The following is an 18,282-nucleotide window of genomic DNA, read 5'->3' as shown; positions in this document are numbered from 1 at the left end:
AAACGCCCGGTTACATTCCGAACCCGGAAGCTAAGCCTCACAGCGCCGATGGTACTGCAGGGGGGACCCTGTGGGAGAGTAGGACACCGCCGAACTCCTTTTGAAGCTTCGGCTCTTGGGCACTGCCCAGGGGCCGGAGCTTTTTTGCGTTGAGGTAAGGTCAGGGGGCATCGTTGGTTCATTTCGCACAGGAGGCCCCCGGGTGGAGGTCCAGGAGACCCGCGTCCAGACAGACCGGGTCCTCACCATCCCCAACATCCTCAGCATGGCGCGGCTCGTCGGCGTACCCCTCTTCCTGTGGTTGATCCTCAGGCCGGAGTTCGGCGGCCCCAAGAGCGATGGCTGGGCCCTCCTCGTGCTCGCGCTCAGCGGGATCAGCGACTACCTGGACGGCAAGCTCGCCCGGCGCTGGAACCAGATCAGCAGCCTCGGCCGGCTGCTCGACCCCGCTGCCGACCGACTGTACGTCCTGTCCACACTGCTCGGGCTGACCTGGCGGGAGATCCTCCCGCTCTGGCTCACCGCCCTCCTGCTGGCCCGGGAGCTGGTCCTCCTGGTCATGGTGGGCATCCTCCGCCGGCACGGCTATCCGCCGCCGCAGGTGAACTTCCTCGGCAAGGCCGCCACGTTCAACCTCATGTACGCCTTCCCGCTCCTGCTCCTCAGCGACGGAAACGGATGGATCGCGTCACTCGCTGCAGTTTTCGGGTGGGCTTTCGCCGGATGGGGTACAACCCTCTATTGGTGGGCAGGAGTGCTGTACGTAGTACAAGTCCGCCGTCTGGTGCGCGCGGACGCCGTGGCCGATTGAGCCCGTCTCTTGTCTGGACAAAGTCGTCCGATGGCCGCCCGCCGTGAAATGCGGGACACTTTGGACGGGTGAAGTCGGCTAGACAGTCATCTCTTTAGGAGGACGCTTCCGACATGAAGGCCGTCGTGATGGCCGGCGGCGAGGGCACGCGCCTTCGCCCAATGACCTCCAGCATGCCCAAGCCGCTCCTGCCCGTGGCGAATCGCCCGATCATGGAGCACGTGCTGCGACTGCTCAAAAAGCACGGGCTCAACGAGACCGTGGTCACGGTGCAGTTCCTGGCGTCCCTCGTAAAGAACTACTTCGGTGACGGCGAAGAGCTCGGCATGGAGCTCACGTACGCCAACGAGGAGAAGCCGCTCGGTACCGCCGGAAGCGTCAAGAACGCCGAGGAGGCGCTGAAGGACGATGCCTTCCTCGTCATCTCCGGTGATGCCCTGACCGACTTCGACCTCACCGACCTGATCAATTTCCACAAGGAGAAGGGTGCTCTGGTCACGGTCTGCCTGACCCGTGTGCCCAATCCGCTGGAGTTCGGCATCACCATCGTCGACGAGGAAGGCAAGGTCGAACGCTTCCTGGAGAAGCCGACCTGGGGGCAGGTCTTCTCCGACACGGTGAACACGGGCATCTACGTCATGGAGCCCGAGGTCTTCAACTACGTCGAAGCCGATGTGCCCGTCGACTGGTCCGGCGATGTCTTCCCGCAGCTGATGAAGGAAGGCAAGCCGATCTACGGCTACGTCGCCGAGGGCTACTGGGAGGACGTCGGCACGCACGAGAGCTATGTGAAGGCCCAGGCGGACGTCCTCGAGGGCAAGGTCAACGTCGACATCGACGGCTTCGAGATCTCCCCGGGTGTGTGGGTGGCCGAGGGCGCCGAGGTGCATCCCGACGCCGTGCTGCGCGGACCGCTGTACATCGGTGACTACGCGAAGGTCGAGGCCGGCGCGGAGATCCGGGAGCACACCGTCGTCGGCTCCAACGTCGTCGTCAAGAGCGGCGCCTTCCTGCACAAGGCCGTCGTGCACGACAACGTGTACATCGGGCAGCACAGCAATCTGCGCGGCTGTGTCGTCGGCAAGAACACCGACATCATGCGTGCGGCCCGGATCGAGGACGGCGCGGTCATCGGTGACGAGTGCCTGATCGGTGAGGAATCGATCGTCCAGGGCAATGTCCGCGTCTACCCGTTCAAGACCATCGAGGCCGGCGCCTTCGTCAACACCTCGGTGATCTGGGAGTCCCGCGGACAGGCCCACCTGTTCGGCGCCCGGGGCGTCTCCGGCATCCTGAACGTGGAGATCACCCCGGAGCTGGCCGTCCGGCTCGCCGGTGCCTACGCGACGACCCTGAAGAAGGGCGCCACCGTCACCACGGCCCGCGACCACTCCCGGGGCGCCCGCGCGCTCAAGCGGGCGGTGATCTCCGCGCTGCAGGCCAGCGCCATCGACGTACGCGACCTGGAGAACGTGCCGCTGCCCGTGGCCCGGCAGCAGACCGCGCGCGGCAGCGCCGGCGGCATCATGATCCGGACCTCGCCCGGTGTCCCGGATTCGGTCGACATCATGTTCTTCGACGGACAGGGCGCCGACCTCTCCCAGGGCAGCCAGCGCAAGCTCGACCGGGTGTTCGCACGCCAGGAGTACCGGCGGGCGTTCCCCGGTGAGATCGGCGACCTGCACTTCCCGGCCAGCGTCTTCGACTCGTACACCGGATCGCTGCTGCGGAACGTCGACACGACCGGGATAGCCGAGTCGGGCCTCAAGGTGGTCGTGGACGCCTCGAACGGCAGTGCCGGGCTGGTGCTGCCCAGCCTCCTCGGCAAGCTCGGTGTGGACTCGCTGACCATCAATCCGGGTCTGGACGAGTCCCGGCCCACCGAGACGGCCGAGATGCGGCGCAAGGGGCTGGTGCGGCTCGGGGAGATCGTTGCCTCCTCGGGTGCCGCGTTCGGTGTCCGGTTCGACCCCGTCGGCGAGCGGCTGTCGCTCGTGGACGAGAAGGGCCGGATCATCGAGGACGACCGGGCGCTGCTGGTGATGCTGGACCTGGTGGCCGCCGAGCGGCGCAGCGGACGGGTGGCGCTTCCGGTCACCACGACCCGGATCGCCGAGCAGGTGGCCGCGTACCACGGCACCCAGGTCGAGTGGACGACCACCTCGCCCGACGACCTCACGCGCGTGGGGCGCGAGGAGGGCACCATCTTCGGCGGCGACGGCAAGGGCGGGTTCATCGTCCCCGAGTTCAGCGGGGTGTACGACGGCACGGCCGCCTTCGTACGCCTGATCGGGCTCGTGGCGCGGACCCAGCTCACGCTGAGCCAGATCGACGCCCGGATCCCGCGGGCGCACGTCCTCAAGCGGGACCTCGCGACGCCGTGGGCCGTCAAGGGTCTGGTGATGCGACGGGTGGTCGAGGCGGCCGGGGACCGCTCCGTCGACACGACCGACGGTGTGCGTGTCGTGGAGACCGACGGGCGCTGGGTGATGGTGCTTCCCGACCCGGCCGAGGCGGTCACCCATCTGTGGGCGGAAGGGCCGGACGACGCGTCCGCACAGGCCCTGCTGGACGAGTGGTCGGCGGTCGTGGACAGCGCCGGCCGGTGAGCGCCGGCGGCTGAGGACGGCAAAACCCGCTGCACGCGTGCGTGCCGGACAAGTGTCCCCAAGGGGGCCTGTCCGGCACGCCGGTGGGGCCGTTCGGAGGTACTGCTCGCGACATGCGACGATGTGCGGCATGCCGCAGCAACCCCCCGTTCGGAGCAGCCCCACGCGGCCGCAGCGCCCGGACGCCTCCATGTCGTTGATCACCAACGTCATGGACCACAGCCTCGACGACGGGTACGCCGAGGCCGCCGCCCGCAGGAAGTCCGCGGGCGAGGGCGGCCTGCCGAAGACGCTCCGGGCCAAGCTGGGCCTGGCCGCCGGCCTCGTCCTCGCGGCGCTCGTCGTGACCGTGGGGGCGGCCCAGGCGCGCGTGACGGCGCCCGTGGTGGCCAAGGAGCGCCAGGAGCTGATCGACCGCATCGACAGCGAGACCGCGGACGCGGACAAGCTCGAACGCACCGTCGACACACTGCGTGACGACGTGAGTGCGCGGCAGCGGGCGGCCCTGAAATCGAGCGGGGGCAGTGCCGAGGCGGACCTGGTGGGTCTGTTGTCGGGTGCCACCGCGGTGCACGGTCCCGGTGTCAAGCTCGTCGTGAACGACGCCAAGGAGGCGAGCGGCGGCGGCGACGGCGCCAACCCCCGGGAGACCTCGGGTTTCTCCGACACCGGCCGGGTGCGCGACCGTGACATGCAGCGCGTGGTCAACGGGCTGTGGGCCTCCGGGGCCGAGGCGATCTCCGTCAACGGGCAGCGGCTGACCGCCCTGTCCGCGATCAGGGCAGCGGGTGACGCGATACTGGTCGACAACAGGCCGCTGGTGCCGCCGTACACGGTGCTGGCGGTGGGTGACGGGGAGAGGCTGAGCACCAGGTTCCAGAACAGCGCCGACGGCCTGTACCTGCATGCCCTGGAGAACTACGGCATCCGCGCCACCATCTCCGCGGAGGGCGACGTCCGGTTGCCCGCCGCACCCAGTGTGATCGTACGTACAGCACAGCCGAAGTCCGAGAAAACCGAGAAGGGCACATCGTGATCGCCGTACTGGGCCTCGTCGTGGGAGTCGTGGCCGGCCTGTTGGTCCGGCCCGAGGTTCCGGCGGTCGTCGAGCCGTATCTGCCGATCGCCGTCGTGGCGGCGCTGGACGCCGTCTTCGGTGGTCTGCGGGCCATGCTCGACGGCATCTTCGACGACAAGGTCTTTGTGGTGTCGTTCCTGTCGAACGTGGTCGTCGCGGCCCTCATCGTGTTCCTCGGCGACAAGTTGGGCGTGGGCGCGCAGCTGTCCACGGGTGTCGTCGTGGTCCTGGGCATCCGCATCTTCTCCAACGCCGCCGCGATCCGGCGCCACGTGTTCCGGGCGTGACACCGATGAACGAGCAGAACGACAGCAACGACGGCAACGGCCGGAACGACCAGCCGGGGAACCGGTTGCGCAGGGAACTGCCGGCGGAAGTGCCCGCGCCCGCGCCCGAGGCCGGGCAGCCGTCCGCGGAGGAGTCCGAGCAGCGGCTGACGGGCCGGCAGCGGCTCGTCGACGGGCTGTGGCCGCCGCGCTTCACGCGTGCCCAACTCATCGTCGCGGTGCTGCTGTTCGGTCTGGGCTTCGGCCTGGCCGTGCAGGTGGCGTCCAACAGCGACACCGACGGCGCGCTGCGCGGGGCCCGCCAAGAGGATCTTGTGCGCATCCTCGATGAACTGGATTCGCGTACTCAGCGTCTTCAGGACGAGAAGCAGGGACTCGACAAGCAGCGTCAGGAGTTGCAGAGCAGCTCCGACCAGGCCGCCGAGGCGCGCCGGCAGACCGCCGAGAAGGAGAGGCAACTCGGCATCCTGGCGGGCACCGTGGCGGCGCAGGGTCCCGGCATCACCATGACGATCGAGGACACGAAGGGGACGGTCGAGGCGGACATGCTGCTCGACGCGATCCAGGAGCTGCGCGCGGCCGGTGCCGAGGCGATCGAGGTCAACGGGGTGCGGGTGGTCGCCGGCACCTACTTCACCGACTCCGGCAAGAGTGTGAGCGTCGACGGGAACAAGATCAACGACCCTTATCGTTTCAAGGTCATCGGCAAGCCGCAGGACCTCGAGCCCGCGCTGAACATCCCGGGAGGCGTGGTGCAGACTCTGGAGAAGGAGCAGGCCACGGTGACCGTCGAGCGGTCGGACAAGATCGTCGTGGATGCCTTGCGACAGGCGAAGCGGCCTGACTACGCTCGGTCGTCCTCCCAGTGAACCGGCGGTGCATGGTGGCCGTCCGGCAGGGGCATGAGGTTGCGGGGGGTCGGCGCACCGAAGGGGTGGTGCGTGGTGGAAACTGTCTGGTGGATACGGACGTTGTGAGAATGTCCGGCTCGGCCGGTGTAGGCAATCAGGGTTCGTCCTGCCCCACGGGCGGGTCTGTTTCGGTCAAGGGGAATCGCCCGTGAAGTTGTTTGCGAAGTTGTTCGGCAAGAGCGCGCGAGAGGGCAGCGACAACGCGACCGCTCGTCATCGCGCACAGCCTGACGCGGAGGGCCAGCGCCCGCTGTTCCGGGACCAGGTCGCTGGTCCGGGCGGTGACATTTCGGGAGGTCAGGGCGCGGCGTCTGTTGACCCTGCCCAGTCCGGCGGCATAGGTTTCGGGCAACCGTCAACCTCAGGTACGGGTGGAGGGTTCGCCTCCGGCCCGTACGCGTCCAACGCCCCGGCGGGGCAGCCGCGGCAGGAGGATCCGTCGATGTCGGTCCTGGTATGTACGAGGTGCGGTAACCGGAACGCGCAGAACGCCCGGTTCTGCTCCAACTGCGGGGCGCCGCTGCGGCCCGGGCTGACGCCCGAGCGGGCCTCCGAGACGACCTCCACGATCTCGATCTCGGGGCTGGAGGCCTACGACTCCGAGGCGACCGGCCAGACGCCGCTGCCGATGCTCTCCCCGGAGGCGCAGGCCGCGGTGGACGCGCTGCCGATGGGCTCGGCGCTGCTGGTGGTGCGCCGGGGGCCGAACTCGGGCAGCCGCTTCCTGCTGGACAGCGACCTGACCACGGCCGGCCGGCATCCGCAGAGCGACATCTTCCTGGACGACGTGACCGTCTCGCGGCGCCACGTGGAGTTCCGGCGGTCCCCGGACGGCTCCTTCACGGTCGCCGACGTGGGCAGCCTGAACGGCACGTACGTCAACCGGGAGCGCATCGACCAGGTCGCCCTGTCGAACGGCGACGAGGTGCAGATCGGCAAGTACCGGCTGGTGTTCTACGCGAGCCGGCAGGGCATCTGACCCGCCCCCGGACCGACGTCCGGGGGGAACCCCAGGGAAGGTCCATGCTTCAAACACCGAGCGGCGGTGCCGGAAGCGGTACCGCCGCCAGGGACAGCGGGCTGATGAGCATCGGCACGGTGCTGAACGTGCTGCGCGACGAGTTCCCGGAAGTCACCATCTCCAAGATCCGTTTCCTGGAGTCGGAGGGACTCATCGAGCCGCAGCGGACTCCGTCGGGGTACCGCAAGTTCAGCGCCGGGGACGTGGAGCGCCTCGGTCACGTCCTGCGGATGCAACGGGACCATTACCTGCCGCTCAAGGTGATCCGTGAGCACCTGGACGCCATGGAGCGGGGTGAGGCCGTCCCGCTGCCCGTGGTGGGCCGTCAGCGCACCGCGGAGGACGTGCCCGCGCGCGTGGACGGGCCCACGGTGGCCAGGATCGGCAGGTCCGAGCTGCTGGCCGCCGCGGACATCGACGAGAGCGACCTGGAGGAGTGGGAGTCCTACGGGCTCATCGCTCGGCTGGAGGACGGCGCGTACGACGCCGAGGCCGTCACCGTTGCCTCCCTCATCACCGAGCTGGGCCGGTTCGGGATCGAGCCGCGCCACCTGCGGTCCATGAAGGCCGCCGCCGACCGCGAGGCGGGCCTGGTCGACCAGGTGGTGGCCCCGCTCAAGCGCCACCGCAACCCGCAGACCAGGGCACACGCCGAGGCCCGCACGAAGGAGCTGGCGGCGCTGACGGTGAGGCTGCACGCGGCCCTGGTGACGACCGCTCTCGGTGTCCGGCTGCCCTGATACGGCGGGCCGTGGAGCGGCCGGATCGGGCACCTGTTCCCGGCCCGACTACCCAAACGTCCCGGGCACCGCCTAGGGTTGCTGTGTGAACGAGCTCGATGTCGTAGGTGTCCGGGTCGAAATGCCCTCCAACCAACCGATCGTGCTCCTGCGCGAAGTGGGAGGCGATCGTTACCTCCCCATCTGGATCGGGCCGGGGGAGGCGACGGCGATCGCCTTCGCCCAGCAGGGCATGGCCCCCGCGCGACCGCTGACCCACGACCTGTTCAAGGACGTGCTGGAGGCCGTCGGCCAGGAGCTGACCGAAGTGCGCATCACCGATCTGCGGGAAGGTGTCTTCTACGCGGAGCTGGTGTTCGCCAGCGGGGTCGAGGTCAGCGCCCGCCCCTCCGATGCCATAGCGCTCGCCCTGCGCACCGGAACGCCGATCTACGGCAGTGACACGGTGTTGGACGACGCCGGCATCGCCATTCCGGACGAGCAGGAGGACGAGGTGGAGAAGTTCCGCGAGTTCCTCGACCAGATCTCGCCCGAGGACTTCGGCACCAGCAGCCAGTGAGCCCCGGGACGCGCCCGTCCGCCCTGGTGTGTCCGGGGGCGGACGGCGGCCCCGCACGGTCCGCGCCCCGGCAATTGCCTCCGGCCAGTGAGAGCGTCCTACGGCCCCCCGCCAGCGCATTCGGCTAGCCTTTCCCCGCGGTGGGACACGGGAAACCACTCCTTGGGTGATTATCACTCGGCGTGCCGAGTGTGGCGATCGTTGACGCACCCCTGGTGACTGCCTACCGTCGAGAAGGCAGGTCAAGGACGGAGGTCGGCGTGAGAACCAGCGGCGACGGTACGGCTGGGGGTGCCCCCGGACGCGGTTTCGGGGAGAGCGGTCCGTACCCGCCCCCGAGCTCGCGGCCGCGATCCGGCGGGGGTCATGCCCATCCCGGCAGCGCGGTGGAGCACGCTCCGCAGCTGCCGACGGCGGTGCCGAACGGCGGAGGGGTGGCGTCCATGACGTCCGAGGAGATCGGCTACCGCGGGCCCACGGCCTGCGCGGCTGCCGGCATCACCTACCGGCAGCTCGACTACTGGGCGCGCACCGGTCTGGTCGAGCCCAGCGTCCGGCCCGCCTACGGGTCGGGCACCCAGCGTCTGTACAGCTTCCGGGACGTCGTCGTCCTGAAGATCGTGAAGCGGTTCCTGGACACCGGGGTGTCCCTGCAGAACATCCGCACGGCCGTCCAGCACCTCAGGGAACGCGGTTTCCGTGACCTGGAGCGGATGACCCTGATGAGCGACGGCGCCACCGTGTACGAGTGCACCTCGCCGGACGAGGTGCACGCCCTGCTCCAAGGCGGTCAGGGCATCTTCGGGATCGCTGTCGGTGTGGTGTGGCGGGACGTGGAAAGCGCCCTCTCCCAGCTGCACGGCGAGCGCATCGACACGGGCGAGACCCTGGTCGGGCACAACCCGGCGGACGAGCTGGCGCGGCGCCGCAACCGGGCGGTCTGACGGCCGCGTCCGACCGCCGGACCTCCCGCGGGGCGCGCGGGTGTCCGCATTGTCAGTGCCGTGGTGCAGCATCGGGGATGTGAGAAACGCGCCCACGATCCTGCATCTCGACATGGATGCCTTCTACGCCTCGGTGGAGCAGGCATCCAAGCCGAGTCTGCGCGGGAAAGCGGTGGTCGTGGGCGGGCTCGGACCGCGCGGGGTGGTGGCGACCGCGTCGTACGAGGCACGGGTGTTCGGGGTGCACTCGGCCATGCCCATGGCCCAGGCGCGCCGGCTGGCGCCCAACGCCGCGTACCTGGTGCCGCGCTTCACCCTGTACCGGGCGATCAGCGACCAGGTGATGGCGCTGCTGCGGGAGCTGTCACCGCTGGTCGAGCCGCTGAGCCTGGACGAGGCGTTCGTGGACCTGGAGGCCGGGGGAGCGGCCCGGGACGAGGAGTCGGCGCGACGGGCGGGGGAGAAGCTGCGCGCGGACATCCGGGCGGTCACCGGGCTCACCGGGTCGGTGGGACTCGCCGCTTCCAAGATGCTCGCGAAGATCGCCTCCGAGCAGGCGAAGCCGGACGGGCTGCTGCTCATCGAGCCGGGCACGGAGCGGGCGCTGCTGGCACCGATGCCGGTGCGCACCCTGCCGGGTGTCGGACCGGCGACCGGGGACCATCTGCGCCGGGCCGGGATCACCACGGTGGAGGAGCTGGCGGAGGCCGGCGAGGACGAACTGGTCCGGCTGCTCGGCAAGGCGCACGGGCAGGCGCTGTACGCCATGGCGCTGGCGCGGGACGAGCGGCCCGTGGTGGCCGAGCGGGAGGCCAAGTCGGTGTCCGTGGAGGACACGTACGACGTGGACATCCACGATCGGCTGCGGGTCGGCCTGGAGGTGCAGCGGCTGGCCGACCGGTGTGTGCGGCGGCTGCGCGAGGCCGGGCTGTCGGGGCGGACCATCGTGCTGAAGGTGCGGCGGTACGACTTCTCCACCCTGACCCGCTCCGAGACGCTGCGAGGGCCCACCGACGACCCCGTGGTCGTCCGCGAGGCGGCGGCGCGGCTGCTGGACTCCGTGGACACCACGGGCGGGGTGCGGCTGCTCGGGGTGGGGGTGTCCGGGCTCGCCGACTACACGCAGGAGGACCTGTTCGCGCAGTCCAGACCCGTGCCCGCGGCGGAGGAGCCGGAGAAGGGTGCGGTGGAGGCCGTCGTGGAGCGGAGCGCGCCCGTGGAGCGGGAGTGGCGGGCCGGGCAGGACGTACGCCATACGGAGTACGGGCACGGGTGGGTGCAGGGGAGCGGTCTGGGGCGGGTGACCGTGCGGTTCGAGACGCCTCAGTCCGCTCCGGGACGGGTGCGGACGTTCCTCGTCGACGATCCCGCGCTGGCGGGCGCCGAACCGTTGCCGCTGGTCATGGATCCACCCGAGCCGCCCAGCCGACCCGGTCCGCCGAGCGGCGACCCGCACGGCGGGACTCCGCCCCGCACCCCGGAGGACACCACCGGTCAGGGCTCCTCCGACCCCGCCAGCTTGCCGAAGTCGCGGTCCGGGACCTTGGGGGGCGGGGCCGCCACGTCGAGGCCGTAGTGGTGGTAGAGCTGCAGTTCCTGTTCGGGGGAGAGGTGGCGGCCCACGCCGAAGTCGGGGGCGTCCTTGATCAGGGCGCGGTCGAAGGGGACGTGCAGGGTGTCGTCGACCAGTTCGCTGGGCTCCAGGGGCACGAAGGCGTCGCGGGAGAACAGGCCGGTGCGTATGGCGGCCCACTCGGGCACGCCGGTCGCGTCGTCCAGGTACACCTCGTCGATGGTGCCGATCTTGGTGCCATTGCGGTCGAACGCCTTGCGGCCGATCAGGTTGCGTGGATCGATGTCGGTCTGCACGGTCCCTCTCCCTCCACGTGGTCGCAACTCATCCGTAAGCACTACAAAAGAGCACATTCAAGGAGGCGGCCACTCGAAGGCCCCGTCGTTGACCTCGCTGGTAGGCTGACAGCGGCTGCTGACCCCGTGCGGGAGAGTCCTCCGACCACCTCGGAGGCGCCGAAGGAGCAAATCCTCCCCGGAATCTCTCAGGCTCACGTACCGCACGGACGAGGTCACTCTGGAAAGCAGGGCGGATGCCGACGGCTTCCGCCCTCACCGACGGGGAAAGCCGGTGCCCGCGGGCGTCCGGTGAAGCTCTCAGGTCGAGATGACAGAGGGGGAGGCCGTCGGGGTACCCGCGCCGTGGTGCCCCTCGCAGGTCGCGTCAGACCAGGAGGCCTCCGCAATGACCGCCCATCGCATTCCGCTCTCCGAACTCGAAGCGGGCACCCCGTTCGAGCAGCGCCACATCGGGCCCGACCAGGAGGCGCGGGCCAAGATGCTCGCGCAGGTCGGCTACGGCTCGCTCGACGAGCTGACCGCCGCGGCGGTGCCGGATGTGATCAAGAACGCCGATGCCCTGGACCTGCCAGGCGCCCGCACCGAGGCCGAGGTGCTCGCCGAGCTGCGCTCGCTCGCCGACCGCAACCAGGTCCTCGGCTCCATGATCGGCCTGGGCTACTACGGCACCTTCACGCCGCCCGTCGTGCTGCGCAACGTCATGGAGAACCCGGCCTGGTACACGGCCTACACGCCGTACCAGCCGGAGATCTCCCAGGGCCGCCTGGAGGCCCTGCTGAACTTCCAGACGATGGTCGCCGAGCTGACCGGGCTGCCCACCTCCGGCGCCTCCCTGCTGGACGAGGGCACCGCCGCCGCCGAGGCCATGGCGCTGTCCCGGCGCATGGGCAAGAACAAGAAGGGCCTGTTCCTGGTCGACGCGGACGCGCTGCCGCAGACCATCGCGGTGATCGAGACCCGCGCCGAGCCGACCGGCGTCGAGGTCGTCGTGGCCGACCTCGGCGACGGCATCCCGGCGGACATCGCCGAGCGCGAGATCAACGGCGTGCTGATCCAGTACCCGGGCGCCTCCGGTGCCGTACGGGACATCAAGCCCCTCATCGACCAGGCGCACGAGCTGGGCGCCCTGGTCACGGTCGCCGCCGACCTGCTCGCGCTGACCCTGCTGACCTCGCCGGGCGAACTCGGGGCAGACATCGCCGTCGGCACGACCCAGCGCTTCGGTGTGCCGATGGGCTTCGGCGGCCCGCACGCCGGCTACATGGCCGTACACGAGAAGTTCGCCCGCAGCCTCCCCGGCCGGCTCGTCGGCGTCTCCGTCGACGTCGACGGCAACAAGGCCTACCGCCTGGCGCTGCAGACCCGTGAGCAGCACATCCGTCGCGAGAAGGCCACCAGCAACATCTGCACCGCCCAGGTGCTGCTCGCCGTGATGGCCGGCATGTACGCCGTCTACCACGGGCCGGAGGGCCTGCGGACCATCGCCCGGCGCACGCACCGGTACGCCACGATCCTCGCCGAGGGGCTGAAGGCCGGCGGTGTGGAGATCGTCCACGGGGCGTACTTCGACACGATCACCGCGCGCGTGCCCGGCAAGGCCGCCGCGGTCGTCGCCGCCGCCCGGGAGAACGGGGTCAACCTGCGGCTCGTCGACGCCGACCACGTCTCGGCGGCCTGCGACGAGACCACCAACCGGGCCCAGCTGGCCGCCGTCTTCGCCGCCTTCGGTGTCGACGGCGACATCGAGGCGCTGGACGACAGTGCCGAGGACACCCTGCCCGAGGCGCTGCTGCGCACCGACGCCTACCTCACCCACCCGGTCTTCCACCAACACCGCTCCGAGACCGCGATGCTGCGCTACCTGCGCAGGCTGGCCGACCGGGACTACGCGCTCGACCGCGGCATGATCCCGCTGGGCTCCTGCACCATGAAGCTCAACGCGACCACCGAGATGGAGCCGGTCACCTGGCCCGAGTTCGGGCAGCTGCACCCCTTCGCGCCCGCCGAGCAGGCCCAGGGCTACCTCACGCTCATCCACGAGCTGGAGGACCGCCTCGCCGAGGTCACCGGCTACGACAAGGTCTCCCTCCAGCCGAACGCCGGTTCCCAGGGCGAACTGGCCGGTCTGCTCGCCGTACGCGGCTACCACCGCGCCAACGGCGACGAGCAGCGCACCGTGTGCCTCATCCCCTCCTCCGCGCACGGCACCAACGCGGCCAGCGCGGTGATGGCCGGCATGAAGGTCGTCGTCGTCAAGACCGCCGAGGACGGCGAGATCGACGTCGAGGACCTGCGCGCCAAGATCGAGCAGTACCGCGACGAGCTGGCGGTGCTGATGATCACCTACCCGTCCACGCACGGGGTGTTCGAGGAGCACGTCGCCGACATCTGCGCCCAGGTGCACGAGGCGGGCGGCCAGGTGTACGTCGACGGCGCCAACCTCAACGCGCTCGTCGGCCTCGCCAAGCCCGGCCACTTCGGCGGCGACGTCTCCCACCTCAACCTGCACAAGACGTTCTGCATCCCGCACGGCGGCGGTGGTCCGGGCGTCGGCCCGGTCGCGGTCCGCTCGCACCTGGCGCCGTACCTGCCCAACCACCCGCTCCAGCCGGAGGCCGGCCCTGAGACGGGGGTGGGCCCGATCTCGGCCGCCCCGTGGGGCAGCGCGGGCATCCTGCCGATCTCGTGGGCGTACGTGCGTCTGATGGGCGGGGAGGGCCTCAAGCGCGCCACGCAGGTCGCGGTGCTCTCCGCGAACTACGTCGCCAAGCGCCTGGAGCCGCACTACCCGGTGCTCTACACCGGTCCCGGCGGCCTCGTCGCGCACGAGTGCATCATCGACCTGCGCCCGCTGACCAAGGCGACCGGCGTGAGCGTGGACGACGTGGCCAAGCGCCTGATCGACTACGGCTTCCACGCGCCGACCATGTCCTTCCCGGTGGCCGGCACGCTGATGATCGAGCCGACCGAGTCGGAGGACCTCACCGAGCTGGACCGTTTCTGCGATGCGATGATCGCCATCCGCACGGAGATCGACAAGGTCGGCTCGGGCGTGTGGCCCGCCGAGGACAACCCGCTGCGCAACGCCCCGCACACCGCCGCCGCGCTCGGCGGTGAGTGGACGCACGCCTACAGCCGCGAGGAGGCCGTCTTCCCGGCCGGTGTCTCGGCCGCCGACAAGTACTGGCCGCCGGTGCGCCGTATCGACCAGGCCTACGGCGACCGCAACCTGGTGTGCTCCTGCCCGCCGCTGGACGCCTACGAGGACTGAGCGAACCGCTGACGAAGGCCCCGCCCGGGTTCCGGGCGGGGCCTTCGGGCCTTCTACGCCGTCGCCAGCGAGACCTCGGTCGCCTTGATCAGGGCGACGACGTCGGAGCCCACGAACAGGCCGAGGTCCCCGGCCGCGTCCTTCGTGATCGCCGCGGTGAGTTCGCCGCCTTCCACGGCGACCCGGACGGTGGCCATGGCCTCGCCGAGCGAGAGACGGATGACCGTGCCGCGCAGCTGGTTGCGGATCGACAGACCCTCGACCCGGTTGGCGGCGAGGGATACCTCCGTCGCCTTCACCAGGGCGGTCACCGGGGAGCCCGGGGCGAGGCCGAGCTGTTCGACGGCTTCCAGGGTGACGGCGGCGGTGAGGTCCTGACCGCCGCTGAGCCGGACTTTGACGGTCGCCATGACTTCGCCCGCGCGCACCTCGGTGACGGTGCCGGGCAGCTGGTTGCGGATGCTCAGGGTCATGGGCACCCACCGTAGAGCGCCGGTCCGCTCAGGCCGGGTATGCGTGGGTCTGCGTCGCTTTGACCGTCGCCCAGACCGGTGCACCCGGGTGCAGGTCCAGCTCGGCGGCGGCGACCGTCGTCAGGTCCGCCGCGAGCGGCAGCTCGCCGGTGAGGTCGGCGCGGATCTGGTCGCCGTGCGTCTCCAGGCCGGCGACCTCGCAGCGCCACAGGTTGCGGGCGCTGGCGCCGGAGGGCCGGTCCCGGAACAGGGTCACGGCGGACGGCGGGAACGCCACGAAGACCGGGCCCGACAGCTCCTCCGTGGTCGTGATCGCGGGGCCGGTGTCGAGCCGTACGGTGTGCCCCGCGGCCTGTCCGCGGTAGAGGTTGAGGCCGACGAGCTGGGCGATGTAGTCCGTGCGGGGGTGGCGGGCGATGTCGGCGGGCGTGCCCTGCTGGACGACCCGGCCGTCCTCCACGACCACCAGCCGGTCCGCGAGCACCATGGCGTCCAGCGGGTCATGGGTGACCAGCACGCAGACCGCCTCGAACTCGGCCAGGCGGCGGCGCAGCTGTGCGCGGACCTCCAGGCGGGTTCGGGCGTCCAGGGCCGCCAGCGGCTCGTCGAGGAGCAGCAGCCGGGGGCGGGTCGCCAGGGCGCGGGCGAGGGCCACGCGCTGGGCCTGGCCGCCGGAGAGGTCGCGGGGCTTGGCGCCCGCGTGGGCCGCCAGACCCATCCGGTCCAGCCAGGTCGCCGCCTGGGCACGGGCCGCCGCCTTGCGCACGCCCTGGCAGCGGGGGCCGAAGGCGACGTTGTCCAGGGCGGACAGGTGCGGGAAGAGCAGGTAGTCCTGGAAGACCACGCCCACCGGGCGGGACTCCGGGGGTGTGTGGGCCAGGGAGGTGCCGTCCAGACGGAGGTGACCGTCGGTGAGGGGGGTGAGGCCGGCGAGGGCGCGCAGGGCGGTGGTCTTGCCGGCGCCGTTGGGACCCAGCAGGGCGAGGACCTCACCGGGGGTGGCCCGCAGGGTGACGTCCAGGCGGAAGGTGCCGCGGTCGACCACCAGGCGGGCGTCCAGGCCGGCCGGCTGGTGCGGGCCTGTGGTGGGGCGCGATGCGGAGCCGGTGCGGGCGGTTGTCGCCGCGGGGGCCGGTGCGGGACCGGTGCGACCGCCGGTCGCGGCGGGCCGCGGTGCGGGGTTCGTGGCGTCGGTGGTCGCGGCAGGGGCCCGGCAGGGGTCGGTGCCGTCGGTGGGCTCGGGGTGGGGGATCGTCATGACGTGGTCATCCAGCGGTCCCGGAGGCCCGCCAGTACCGCGATCGACACGGTCAGCAGGACCAGGCTGAGGGAGATGGCGGCCTCGGGGTCGTTCTGCAGGGCCAGGTAGACCGCGAGGGGCATGGTCTGGGTGCGGCCGGGGAAGTTGCCCGCGAACGTGATGGTCGCGCCGAACTCGCCGAGCGCGCGGGCCCAGGCCAGGACCGCGCCGGCCGCGATGCCCGGCGCGATCAGCGGCAGGGTCACCCGGCGGAACGCGGTGAAGCGGGAGGCGCCGAGCGTGGCGGCCGCCTCCTCGTAGCGGGGGTCGGCGGCGCGCAGCGTGCCCTCCACGCTGATCACCAGGAACGGCATCGCGACGAACGCCTCCGCGATCACGACCCCGGTGGTGGTGAACGGCAGGGTGATGCCGAACCACGCGTCGAGCCACCGGCCGACGACGCCGTTGCGGCCCAGGGCCAGCAGGAGGGCCACACCGCCGACCACCGGGGGCAGCACCAGCGGGAGGGTGACCAGGGCCCGAACCAGGCCCCGGCCGGGGAATTCCGTGCGGGCCAGCAGCCAGGCCAGCGGCACGCCGAGGACGAGGCTGACGGCGGTCGCCGCGGTGGCGCTGACCAGGGACAGCTGGAGCGCCTGCCACACCTCGGCGCTGGTCAGCCGGCCCGGCAGGCCGCGCCACGGCGCTCGGACGAGCAGCGCGAGCAGCGGCAGCAGCAGGAACGCCAGGGCCAGCACGCCCGGCAGCAGCAGCGGAAGCGGCACCCCGCGCCGGCCCCCGGTGCCGACGCGGCGGCGCCGTGGCCGGCCCGAGCGGGGGCCGGTCGCGGCACCGGGTTTGCCGAGCGAGGTCACGGCTTGAGGAACCCGGCCTCGTGCAGCACCTTCTGGCCCTCCGCGGAGCGCACGAGGGCGATGAACGCCTTGGCGGCCTCGGCGTTCGGCGCGTTCTTCAGCAGCGCGATCGGGTAGTCGTTGACGGCACCGGCCGACTCGGGGAACTCCACGCCCTCCACCTTGTCACCCGCCGCCTTCACATCGGTCTTGTACACCACCGCCGCGTCGGCCTCCTTCAGCTCCACCTTGGTCAGGGCGCCCTTGACGTCCTGCTCGTAGGAGACCGGGGTGAGCTTCAGCCCGCTCGCGTCGAGGGCCTTCCGGGCGGCGGCACCGCACGGGACGGTCCTGTCGCACAGGACGACCTTCAGACCGGCCTTGGTGAGGTCCTTCAGGGAGGCCACCTTGTGCGGGTTGCCCGGGACGGTGGCGATCTCCAGCTGGTTGCGGACGAAGGTGACCGGGGTGCCGGCCGTGTCCTTCGCGTCCGTCACGACGGCCATCGTCCCGGGGCTGGCCGCGGCGAACACGTCCGCGGGGGCGCCGCTGGTGATGTTCGCGGCGAGGGTGTCGCTGCCGCCGAAGTTGAAGCTGACCTTCGTGCCCTGGTGCTGCTCCTCGAACTCCTTGCCGAGGGTCGTGAAGCTCTCCTTCAGGGAGGCCGCCGCGAACACGGTGACCGTGCCCGAGAGCTTCCGGGACGCCGATGTGCCGGAGGGGGCGGAGGGGTTGGACGAGTCGGTGGAGTCCGACGGGGAGGAGCAGGCGCCGAGGGCCAGCATGGCGGCGGCTCCCGCGCCGGCCAGCCGCACTGTCCGCCGGGTCCGGCGTACGGAACGGGTCATCACGGATCTACTCCTCGGTTCTGTCGTACGACGGTCGCGCCCAGGCACGGCTCGGTGATGGCCGTGCGGCGATCATACTGCCGCATCCGCCAGGGAGGAGTCTGCTGTTGCATCGCATGAGCCAGGGTCTGTTGCCCTCCGGCTCGCATGTGCGTTTGTACCGCGCTGGTCGGCCCGGGGGGGTGTCTGGTGCCCGGTCAGACCCGGTCGATGTGCACGTTGGTGGACTTGACGCGCGCGGTGGCCTCCATGCCGACTTCCAGGCCCAGTTCCTCCACCGCCTCCCGGGTCAGCAGCGAGACGAGCCGGTGCGGGCCGGCCTGGATCTCCACCTGCGCGGCGACGTCGCCGAGCTTGATCGCGGTGACGATGCCGGGGAAGGCGTTGCGGGCCGAGGTGTACGAGGCGTCCTCCTCGGCGGCACCCGCCTTGGCCAGTTCGACCGAGAAGGCCGCGAGGTCTCTGCCGTCGATGAGCCGCCGCCCGGACTCGTCGCGGTGCGTGGCCACCCGGCCGGCATCGGCCCAGCGGCGGGCGGTGTCCGGGCTGACGCCGAGCAGCCGCGCGGCCTGACCGATCGTGTAGGACTGCATGCCGGTCACCCTAGGGCCACGCGCCCGGGGGGCGTGGACGCGGGTCGGCCGTCGGAGGTGCCGCGGTACCGCCGTACCACGCACCCGGTCCCGGCGGACGCGTTCGGCGGGACCGGGGCCGGGCGCCCGCCGTCGCGGTGCCGGACGACCGGAGCGCCGAGGCGGTCCGGG

At 71.0% G+C, this 18,282-nt stretch carries 17 protein-coding genes, 1 rRNA gene and 1 riboswitch; of the genes, 12 read left to right on the top strand and 6 right to left on the bottom strand.

What is annotated here, in order from left to right:
* From rrf to AB0946_RS19200, 11 genes are all read left to right on the top strand, one after another.
* Positions 1 to 95, top strand: a 5S ribosomal RNA gene (gene rrf, locus AB0946_RS19250); the annotation flags it as partial.
* 107 nt (positions 96 to 202) lie between these two features.
* Positions 203 to 811, top strand: a complete 609-nt coding sequence (locus AB0946_RS19245) for a CDP-alcohol phosphatidyltransferase family protein (protein WP_171158316.1) — start codon at positions 203 to 205, stop codon at positions 809 to 811.
* A gap of 113 nt (positions 812 to 924) precedes the next feature.
* Positions 925 to 3,420, top strand: coding sequence for a mannose-1-phosphate guanyltransferase (locus AB0946_RS19240; protein WP_366761777.1), 2,496 nt, complete (start codon positions 925 to 927; stop codon positions 3,418 to 3,420).
* A gap of 121 nt (positions 3,421 to 3,541) precedes the next feature.
* Positions 3,542 to 4,456, top strand: a complete 915-nt coding sequence (locus AB0946_RS19235) for a DUF881 domain-containing protein (protein ID WP_366761776.1) — start codon at positions 3,542 to 3,544, stop codon at positions 4,454 to 4,456.
* On the top strand, positions 4,453 to 4,785 hold the full coding sequence (locus AB0946_RS19230) for a small basic family protein (protein ID WP_003988855.1): 333 nt from the start codon (positions 4,453 to 4,455) through the stop codon (positions 4,783 to 4,785). The genes AB0946_RS19235 and AB0946_RS19230 overlap by 4 nt, the downstream gene beginning before the upstream one ends.
* 5 nt (positions 4,786 to 4,790) lie before the next feature.
* Positions 4,791 to 5,654 (top strand): DUF881 domain-containing protein, encoded by an 864-nt coding sequence (locus AB0946_RS19225; protein ID WP_366761775.1) that lies wholly within the window; start codon positions 4,791 to 4,793, stop codon positions 5,652 to 5,654.
* 190 nt (positions 5,655 to 5,844) lie between these two features.
* Positions 5,845 to 6,675 (top strand): FHA domain-containing protein, encoded by an 831-nt coding sequence (locus AB0946_RS19220; RefSeq protein WP_366761774.1) that lies wholly within the window; start codon positions 5,845 to 5,847, stop codon positions 6,673 to 6,675.
* A 44-nt stretch (positions 6,676 to 6,719) separates the two neighbouring features.
* Positions 6,720 to 7,457 (top strand): MerR family transcriptional regulator, encoded by a 738-nt coding sequence (locus AB0946_RS19215; protein WP_366761773.1) that lies wholly within the window; start codon positions 6,720 to 6,722, stop codon positions 7,455 to 7,457.
* A gap of 85 nt (positions 7,458 to 7,542) precedes the next feature.
* Entirely contained in the window at positions 7,543 to 8,016 is a 474-nt protein-coding gene (locus tag AB0946_RS19210) for a bifunctional nuclease family protein (protein ID WP_026253112.1), read from the top strand.
* A 260-nt stretch (positions 8,017 to 8,276) separates the two neighbouring features.
* Positions 8,277 to 8,960, top strand: coding sequence for a MerR family transcriptional regulator (locus AB0946_RS19205; protein WP_106972091.1), 684 nt, complete (start codon positions 8,277 to 8,279; stop codon positions 8,958 to 8,960).
* Between the two features lie 79 nt (positions 8,961 to 9,039).
* Complete coding sequence (locus AB0946_RS19200) at positions 9,040 to 10,536, top strand: DNA polymerase IV (RefSeq protein WP_366761772.1); 1,497 nt, start codon at positions 9,040 to 9,042, stop codon at positions 10,534 to 10,536.
* Here the strand turns inward: AB0946_RS19200 and AB0946_RS19195 are convergent.
* Complete coding sequence (locus AB0946_RS19195; RefSeq protein WP_366761771.1) at positions 10,455 to 10,829, bottom strand: PRC-barrel domain-containing protein; 375 nt, start codon at positions 10,827 to 10,829, stop codon at positions 10,455 to 10,457. The two genes, AB0946_RS19200 and AB0946_RS19195, sit on opposite strands and share 82 nt — an antisense overlap.
* Positions 10,830 to 10,948: 119 nt before the next feature.
* A riboswitch (glycine riboswitch) is annotated at positions 10,949 to 11,043 on the top strand.
* Between the two features lie 174 nt (positions 11,044 to 11,217).
* Between AB0946_RS19195 and gcvP the strand changes: the two genes are divergently transcribed.
* A complete protein-coding gene (gene gcvP, locus AB0946_RS19190) occupies positions 11,218 to 14,103 on the top strand; it encodes an aminomethyl-transferring glycine dehydrogenase (protein WP_366761770.1) in 2,886 nt (961 codons plus the stop codon).
* A gap of 53 nt (positions 14,104 to 14,156) precedes the next feature.
* Here the strand turns inward: gcvP and AB0946_RS19185 are convergent, their stop codons facing one another.
* The 5 genes from AB0946_RS19185 to AB0946_RS19165 all read right to left on the bottom strand — a co-directional run bounded on the left by AB0946_RS19185 (position 14,157) and on the right by AB0946_RS19165 (position 18,111).
* Positions 14,157 to 14,576: a TOBE domain-containing protein gene (locus AB0946_RS19185; protein ID WP_366761769.1), complete on the bottom strand. Its 420-nt coding sequence runs from the start codon at positions 14,574 to 14,576 to the stop codon at positions 14,157 to 14,159.
* A gap of 28 nt (positions 14,577 to 14,604) precedes the next feature.
* A complete protein-coding gene (locus tag AB0946_RS19180; RefSeq protein ID WP_366761768.1) occupies positions 14,605 to 15,834 on the bottom strand; it encodes an ABC transporter ATP-binding protein in 1,230 nt (409 codons plus the stop codon).
* Positions 15,831 to 16,691 (bottom strand): molybdate ABC transporter permease subunit, encoded by an 861-nt coding sequence (modB, locus tag AB0946_RS19175; RefSeq protein WP_366761767.1) that lies wholly within the window; start codon positions 16,689 to 16,691, stop codon positions 15,831 to 15,833. Before modB ends, AB0946_RS19180 begins: the two co-directional genes overlap by 4 nt.
* A complete protein-coding gene (gene modA / locus AB0946_RS19170) occupies positions 16,688 to 17,518 on the bottom strand; it encodes a molybdate ABC transporter substrate-binding protein (RefSeq protein ID WP_366761766.1) in 831 nt (276 codons plus the stop codon). The genes modB and modA overlap by 4 nt, the downstream gene beginning before the upstream one ends.
* 197 nt (positions 17,519 to 17,715) lie before the next feature.
* The gene (locus AB0946_RS19165) at positions 17,716 to 18,111 is read right to left on the bottom strand and encodes a molybdopterin-binding protein (protein ID WP_171158339.1); all 396 of its coding nucleotides are present in this window, start codon (positions 18,109 to 18,111) and stop codon (positions 17,716 to 17,718) included.
* Positions 18,112 to 18,282 lie beyond the last annotated feature (171 nt).

The sequence above is a fragment of the Streptomyces sp. NPDC046870 genome, assembly GCF_040704595.1.
In the GTDB taxonomy this organism is placed as follows: Bacteria; Actinomycetota; Actinomycetes; order Streptomycetales; family Streptomycetaceae; genus Streptomyces; species Streptomyces argyrophylli.
This window is presented reverse-complemented; position numbering and strand designations above follow the sequence as displayed.

Bases quoted from the DNA above. Each gene is read 5' to 3' on its own strand.
- AB0946_RS19240 (WP_366761777.1), top strand. From the start codon at position 925: ATGAAGGCCGTCGTGATGGCCGGCGGCGAGGGCACGCGCCTTCGCCCA.
- AB0946_RS19235 (WP_366761776.1), top strand. From the start codon at position 3,542: ATGTGCGGCATGCCGCAGCAACCCCCCGTTCGGAGCAGCCCCACGCGG.
- AB0946_RS19225 (WP_366761775.1), top strand. From the start codon at position 4,791: ATGAACGAGCAGAACGACAGCAACGACGGCAACGGCCGGAACGACCAG.
- AB0946_RS19215 (WP_366761773.1), top strand. From the start codon at position 6,720: ATGCTTCAAACACCGAGCGGCGGTGCCGGAAGCGGTACCGCCGCCAGG.
- gcvP (WP_366761770.1), top strand. From the start codon at position 11,218: ATGACCGCCCATCGCATTCCGCTCTCCGAACTCGAAGCGGGCACCCCG.
- AB0946_RS19185 (WP_366761769.1), bottom strand. From the start codon at position 14,576: ATGACCCTGAGCATCCGCAACCAGCTGCCCGGCACCGTCACCGAGGTG.
- AB0946_RS19180 (WP_366761768.1), bottom strand. From the start codon at position 15,834: ATGACGATCCCCCACCCCGAGCCCACCGACGGCACCGACCCCTGCCGG.
- modA (WP_366761766.1), bottom strand. From the start codon at position 17,518: ATGACCCGTTCCGTACGCCGGACCCGGCGGACAGTGCGGCTGGCCGGC.
- AB0946_RS19165 (WP_171158339.1), bottom strand. From the start codon at position 18,111: ATGCAGTCCTACACGATCGGTCAGGCCGCGCGGCTGCTCGGCGTCAGC.